At 42.5% G+C, this 7,469-nt stretch carries 6 protein-coding genes; all 6 read left to right on the forward strand.

Annotated features, from left to right (window positions below; all coding sequences use genetic code 11):
• On the forward strand, positions 1-600 hold a 600-nt coding region (locus AB6E51_RS22755), incomplete at its 5' end, for a leucine-rich repeat domain-containing protein (protein ID WP_372140215.1).
• Positions 601-1,356: 756 nt separating this feature from the next.
• Positions 1,357-1,821, forward strand: coding sequence for a hypothetical protein (locus tag AB6E51_RS22760; RefSeq protein ID WP_102381610.1), 465 nt, complete (start codon positions 1,357-1,359; stop codon positions 1,819-1,821).
• Between the two features lie 27 nt (positions 1,822-1,848).
• The gene (locus AB6E51_RS22765) at positions 1,849-4,623 is read left to right on the forward strand and encodes a DUF4150 domain-containing protein (RefSeq protein WP_372050072.1); all 2,775 of its coding nucleotides are present in this window, start codon (positions 1,849-1,851) and stop codon (positions 4,621-4,623) included.
• Positions 4,624-4,631: 8 nt separating this feature from the next.
• Positions 4,632-5,252, forward strand: coding sequence for an AHH domain-containing protein (locus AB6E51_RS22770; RefSeq protein ID WP_372050073.1), 621 nt, complete (start codon positions 4,632-4,634; stop codon positions 5,250-5,252).
• Between the two features lie 2 nt (positions 5,253-5,254).
• Entirely contained in the window at positions 5,255-5,890 is a 636-nt protein-coding gene (locus AB6E51_RS22775; RefSeq protein WP_372050074.1) for a hypothetical protein, read from the forward strand.
• Between the two features lie 190 nt (positions 5,891-6,080).
• On the forward strand, positions 6,081-7,121 hold the full coding sequence (locus AB6E51_RS22780; RefSeq protein WP_143693515.1) for an IS481 family transposase: 1,041 nt from the start codon (positions 6,081-6,083) through the stop codon (positions 7,119-7,121).
• Positions 7,122-7,469 lie beyond the last annotated feature (348 nt).

Here is a 7,469-nt window from a genome sequence, read left to right on the forward strand (position 1 = left end):
ACCATCCCAAATTTGGTGACCACAATTGGAGAGTATGCGTTTGGAGAGAATCAGCTCACCAGAGTGACAATCCCTGACTCGGTGACCTCCCTTGGTGACAGTGTGTTCGCTGATAATATGCTCACCAGCGTAATTCTCCCTGATACATTGACCTCGATAGGGAAGCGGGCGTTTGCTAATAACAGGCTCACTGATGTGGTTATACCAGATTCGGTGACCACCATTGAAACTAGGGCGTTTAAAGGCAATCAGCTCACCAGTGTGGTTATACCAGATTTGGTGACCACCATTGGAAATGATGCGTTTAAAGGCAATCAGCTCACCAGTGTGGTTATACCAGACTCTGTGACCACCATTGGAAATGGGGCGTTTATGAACAACCAGCTCGCCAGCGTGGTTATACCAGATTCGGTGACCACCATTCAAAATACTGCGTTTATGAACAACAAGCTCACCAGTGTGGTTATACCAGACTCTGTGACCACCATTGGAAGTCGTGCGTTTTATAACAACCAGCTCACCAGCGTGACTCTCCCAGCTACGGTGTCTTCTCATTGGGCAGCGCCGTTTGATATTGGTGTAAAAATTAATGGAAATTAACAGTTTAAATTTTAACATAAGGCAGTACCCAACGTTTCTGGATATAAGGTGTTTTCATCAGATGTATGGGTATTTAACGCAATGGTGTTTAACAATCTGTACCTAAACATAACCTTCGAACTAGTGCGATTTAACTAATCGTCAAGTACTTGCAAACTCACTTTGCCATACCTTAATTTATTCATGTTTTGCTAATGTTCGATTGTAAGAAGCGACGACTGCTTGTGCTTTGGGGTGCTAAAAGTTATCCGTGAAATGCTAAATTAGTAAAATCACTGACTCAGAATTGTCCAAAAGCTTCTCGGATTGAATTTTTACCCGTGGCACTTTCTAACTCGAAAGTGCCCCATTTCCAGTTAGTGCTTTTACTCATACACACCTTGTTAATGTGTGTTTCCCCTACTAAAAGTTATCTGACATTAGCCGCGGTCAAAGTTATACGACACAAAAGACATCATCGTGTTACTTTTTGGCTTGGTATAGCGTTTCTATCATTACTCAAGTGATGTAGTACTCTCAACTTTAAAATGATAGTGATGTGCGTGACTTCAATCACAAATTTGAGTGCGAGATAAACCTATAGAAAAGTGCAAAACACATGCGATAAAGACAATTGATTTGTTAGTCTAGTTACATTGATTGGCCTTCATGCCTTTAAAGTCGATTATTCAATCGTAGTGACCATTCATTTCCACAGTACCTATTCAAATCGCCCAGAGATAAAATAATAGGCTCTAAATAATCACTGGGCCCACCATGAATCAAGAGCCACCAAGAGATATTCTTAAGCCTACTTCAAAACCCTGCTCTCGAATTGGTTGGGTAGTGGAAGTTCATCCAGAAAAGAATCGAGTCAAAGTAGATTTTGAGCACAACCCATTTTCTCAACCTCTCTGGGCGTCAATAGGCCGTGCTTTTACTCAGTCAGAAATTTTTATGGCCATCGATAATAAACTCGATTGCCGAATCTCTTTTCTATCCGAAGACCTGACCATTCCAACATTGGTTGATATCTATATTTCTTTGCTTGAAGAGCAAGAGCTTGTTGTTAAAGCAAAGAAGATAACACTTGATGCAGAGGAAGAAGTGCTTATTGGCTCTGGAACAACACAAACCAAATATAGTGGAACGGATGGCCGTATCACTACAACAGCCAAGCATCTTAGTAGTAGCGCTGATAAAATTCATAAGATCCAGGGCGCTAAGGTAAAACTCAACTAATCCACTTAATCTAAGTAGGACATATTAATGGCAGTTACAATAAGTGCAAATGGACTCAGTGTTGTCCATAAAGGCTCGGGAGGAGAGGCGAATGCCACCCTGCCTGATGTGTGCCTTACTACAGTCGGTAAACCTGTTGTACCAATCCCTTATGGAAATAACGCGAAGTCGGCAGATTTAGTGGAAGGCACTACGACAGTCACAGCAGATGGCGGAAACAGTATTGCTTTAAAGGGCAGTAAGTTTGCCAAGAGCACAGGCGATGCGGGCGGGGACAAGAAAGGCGTAGCATCGGGTACAATAGAGGCCGAGGCCGAATTCATTTCCGCATCACCGAGTGTCATCATCGAAGGGAAAGGTGTGGCTAGGTTGTCAGACCAAATGACAATGAACAAGGCCAACACCATGTGTCTAGGTGGGGTTCAAAACCCTGCCGTCACGGTCACTGAAGATGAAGAAGGCACGTACACTGTCTACATCAAGGCTAGATACCCGGATGGTGTACTTTTCAAGAACGCAGACTTTGACATTACCGATGTCTCTGGTGGCGCTCTGTCTCCTGGTCACTTTGATAACTCTGGCAAAAGCAAAGTATCAGGCTTAAAGCCGGGTCAAATCAAAATTCTGGTTAAAGAAAGTACGGATGAGTTTATTGCTACCCCAGTTCGTATAACCAACCCACACTACCTACCCGATTACAATGATGATGACTTCTTTGATAGGTCTGCTCAGGGACAGCAAACCTTCTGGCACCCGAATCGTATTGCCCCGCCAGTAGAAGGCTGGGGAACCATGGGGCCTAGCCTCACCGCTGACAGATATTTTGCCGATATTGTGAAAGCAGAAACGAAAGCCCACTTCGAGTTTAGACACCCTGATTTTCATTTCAGCGTATTGGCAGAATCGCTAATAGCGGGAATTGAGAGTCTCTCTGATACCAGCTTTGACAGTGTATTGGCGAACGGGTTACCAATGGTGATGGAAGAAGGGGAAATCCTCTCCGTCTTATTTCGTTTACCCAAGCATGAAACCGCAGACCGTATGCTGGCTTACATGCGTGCTCGTGGCAAAGGCAACCCGCAGGTTTTCATCAATAGCTACCCTTGGGATAAGGCTAAGAATACACTCAACTCTGAACTTGAAAGTCTACTTAGTAAGATAAAGGGGCGTGTTGAATCCCTGAAGTCCGAAGCCAGTCGGTTGAACTACGTTTACTTATCTTCTGATATCTATGAGAAGCATGTAAGCACCATTGATAGTTGTGCTAAAAAGCTACCCGATAACCTCAGCCAAGCTTTCAAGCGTATGGAGAAGAAAGCTAACCAACTTATAAGTGATGTGTCAGCTGTCTCGGTCATTCAAACGCCCGATCATGTTTATTCTGCCGAAGCAGGAACGATTGAAGTGGTCGTGAATGCGATACCGAAAATAGATTTAGAGGAGCAGAAATGGGTCAAGGTTCGTGCAATATACTCCGATCGTTGGCAGACACCTATCTATGCTAAAAACCTGAAAATAACTGCCAACTCGGTGGTGCATGAAGAGAACGTATCACTCAATGCTTTACCCTTGAATAGTACGGAATCTGAAACCATAGACTTGGCTGTCGAAACAAATCAAGTTGAAGGTGGTGTAGCGGTATTTGACACATTAAAACCTAACACAGATAGCGTGACTGTAGAGTTCGTTGGCGAACCAAGTATTGAGAAGCAAATAGTCAATATCCAAGACAGCGTTGAGGCAACACTTGATGGTACATACAACGCACTGATTGAGGACATGAAAGGGTTCCAACAACAATGGGATGAAGAGGGTTACTGGACTTTAGGTGACGGGGTGATTGACGGTGCTCAAGCTTGGGGTGCTGATATTGTTGATATGTTGTCTCCTAGTTTTTGGGGAGACGCTGCGGACACTATCTCAGATTTATCTTCTTCTGCTGTCGATAAATTGGCGATTTATTCAGTCGATAAGTTCAACTCGATCACCAAGGCAATGCTTAACGAGAAGGGGCAACTTAAAAATCCTACCTGGGTATTGGAAACAATAGGAAAAGAGTTTGACTCATTCCAAGACAGTGTTTTTGAATCCGCCGATGAAGCGATTGAAGATGTGAGTAAACTGTACGCGGAAAGCCAAGATGTGGTGCGAAAGTTAGAGTGTATTGCTAAGCACCGAAAGACAATCCTAGAGCTTCCACAGAAAATCTCAAATGGTGATGTTGATGCGGTCGAAACCTTTGTTGACACTGTGCTGATGGATATCGACCCTGAGTGGGCTGAGGAAATAAAGGGTCACGAGCAGTTCCCTAATGCAATGGCGATAATAGAAGACCACGACACAATTCTGACTTATGTGACTTATCTGTCTTTAATGCTTGAGGCTATTCCACCTAACTTCTATTTCTACTACGGCGGTAAAGCGGGCACATATTTGATCCTAGAACTGATTCTCACTGTTGTGCTGGCTATTTTTACGTTAGGTACAGGAGCAGCGGCTCGTATTGCGACACTCGTAGCACGTTTTGCGGGAGGTGCTAAGAAGGTCAAAGGAATAAGAAATGCGGCTAAAGCTTTAGATTCATTTATTAAGTCAGTGGAAAGCTTGATTGATGTACTGTCTGATTATCAGGAGCTAGCGGAAAAACTGGTTAAACGCCCACTTGGGAAATTCAAAGGCAAGCCCGCTACAACCATGACTGCGAAAAAGAAAGCGGTGAAACGAGATGCAAGCTGTAGGCTTTGTCATTCCAACCAACATAAAACGCCTCGTTATAAACGGGGTGAGTTAGAGTATATATAGAGTTCACTATGGCTAAAGGATATAGAGAAGCTGTAATGGATCCTGCTGAAATGGATCCTTCGCACCCCACAAACCATGGTTTTAACATGCAGGTGCACCACCTTTTATCAAAACAAGGTATAAAAAAAACAGGTGACGGCGATAAGCTTAAGTCTTACGGATATGACATCAACTTGTCCGGTAATTTAGTCGCTTTACCTTGTACTTTGGAAGGAGCGTGTCATTTACAAGTTCAACTACACAGGGGCAATCACCCTGCTGTTATTGATACCAATGATAATGATAATGAGCATCCCAAGAGTTATCACCTAGAAGTAATCAAGCTGGTAGAAAAAGCTTATATGACTATAAGTAAGCGTTGTGAAAAGCAGGATAATCCTGGTATTCAGCGCTATATGGACTACCACAGTTTGTTAATCTTACGCAGGATAAGTAGCTTTGATCTGCCATTAACTAGGGTTGCCAAAGCCTTTAAGCATGGAGGCGTAGGCTGCTTGGGTGCCACAACGGTGCCAGAGCTAGTATTAAAGTTAAAGGCTAACCCCGAAGAGTGTACATGCAATGGAAGAAAACATGATAAATTTAGTTCTTTCATAGAGATACCCTATAACCTAGAAAGAGGAAAATAGCTTTGAGTGCGTTGAATATTTATGATGAATCCTATTATCTTATATTTCCAGATTATGAATTAGAGGAATACGACATTGACCTCACACCTACGCAATATTCGGCCAATACTCATTGGAAATTTGAAAAGTTGAGTTTTGGTATAAAGCCACTTACTTTTGTCTCTGATAATGATAATTTGGATTTTTTGCAGCAAGATTACGCTATAGCATTTAACGGAAATAACTTTGTAGTCACAAACAAACTTAAAGAGCGGCTTGAAGATGGCCTTTATGGCAGTCAGCTTTTTCCAGCAATTATTCAAGATGAGAAAGATAATTCTGTTGAAGGCGTTTGGGCACTGAATACTTTTGATGACTTAGATTGTGTTGATCTAAAGAGAAGTCAATTCTATATGCCAGGTGATGGAAGTAAGGAAATTGATGGATTTTCTATTAAACCAGATATGGATAATTACCGACTTCGAGAAGATGTGCTGGATGCTATTCCAGAAAACGAACGTTTAATTTTTCGGGTCGGAAATACATCAACAGGAGAAATCTTCTTTCATCAAAAAGTAGTCGATATTTTTAAAAAATACGATGTTAAAGGTATCAAATTCTTTAAAGTCAGTGAATTTGAGTATGGGGACCAACATTAAAAATTCGCGACCCAAAAGACAACTAATATTATTGTTCTCGGTAAGGGAGGTTTCAAGATCTTAGTTATTCGTCTCGAATAATGTGTATTAGTTCCGACTAGATCTGACACTTCAATTTGAAAAGAAGAGAGTTACCCACTTTGATTAAAGGTGCTGAATCCGTAATCAAAGACAATAAGAGGTAACTCTCATGCTTCATACTAGCAATCCAATCATCAAACACAAAGCTGGTCTTCTCAATCTTGCAGAAGAGCTTGGCAATGTATCGAGAGCCTGTAAGGTTATGGGTGTCTCACGAGACACGTTCTATCGCTATCAAGAACTGGTTGAAACTGGTGGCATTGATGCTCTGATTAATCAAAGCAGAAGAACACCAAACTTGAAGAACCGAGTTGATGGCGAAACAGAACAAGCCGTTCTCAAGTACGCCATTGATTTTCCTGCTCATGGGCAAGTTCGAACAAGTAACGAGCTGCGTAAGCTAGGTGTGTTTATTTCGCCAAGTGGCGTGCGTTCAATCTGGCTTCGTCATGACCTAGAAAACTTCAAAAAGCGCCTTATCGCATTAGAAAAGCAGGTAGCTGAAAACGGTATCATTCTAACGGACGAACAAGTTGCTGCTCTTGAGCGTAAAAAGCACGATGATGAAGCTTGTGGTGAGATAGAAACAGCACATCCAGGTTATCTAGGCTCTCAGGACACGTTTTATGTCGGCAACCTTAAGGGGGTTGGACGCATCTATCAGCAGACGTTCGTTGATACCTATAGCAAAGTGGCTTTCGCTAAGCTCTACACAACCAAAACACCAATCACAGCAGCAGATATGCTCAATGACAAAGTCCTACCGTTCTTCGAGACTCACGCGCTACCTATGCTCAGAATCTTAACCGACCGAGGCACTGAATACTGTGGTCGCGTTGAACAGCACGACTATCAACTCTATTTAGCCATCAATGATATCGACCACACCAAAACTAAAGCGATGTCGCCACAGACAAATGGCATCTGCGAACGCTTCCACAAGACCATATTGAATGAGTTCTACCAAGTAACATTCAGAAAGAAACTGTATGGGTCGATGGAAGAGTTACAGAAAGATCTGGACGAATGGATGGACTACTACAACAATCATCGTACTCATCAAGGAAAAATGTGCTGCGGCAGAACGCCGATAGAAACATTAGAGGATGGGAAATCAATCTGGGCTGAAAAGAATCTAGCCCAGATATAATCTGACAGGCACCGAATCAAAAAGTGGGTAACTGTCAGATCAGGTCTGAATTAGTACAAATAATGAAATAGGGAGGGAGTTATCGCTCCCATCTTTTGTCATTAATTATCTCTAAGGTCTTTGGGGGATCTGATACCCAGGCACATCATTTCATTCTCACAACAAGGGGCATATAGCGCTCCTCAACGTGGCCTCCTGGGATTCAAGTTTGGCTATTTGCCATACTTTTAGTTATTCATGCTTTGCTAATGTTCGATTTCCCGAAACTGATTTATGTCCAAAACCGTGTTAGGAATTAATAAAACCATTGCGCGGTAAAGCGATTGCCTGCCGACATCAGGCACTAAT

The sequence above is a fragment of the Vibrio sp. 10N.247.311.47 genome, from assembly GCF_041467535.1.
Taxonomy (GTDB): domain Bacteria; phylum Pseudomonadota; class Gammaproteobacteria; order Enterobacterales; family Vibrionaceae; genus Vibrio; species Vibrio crassostreae_C.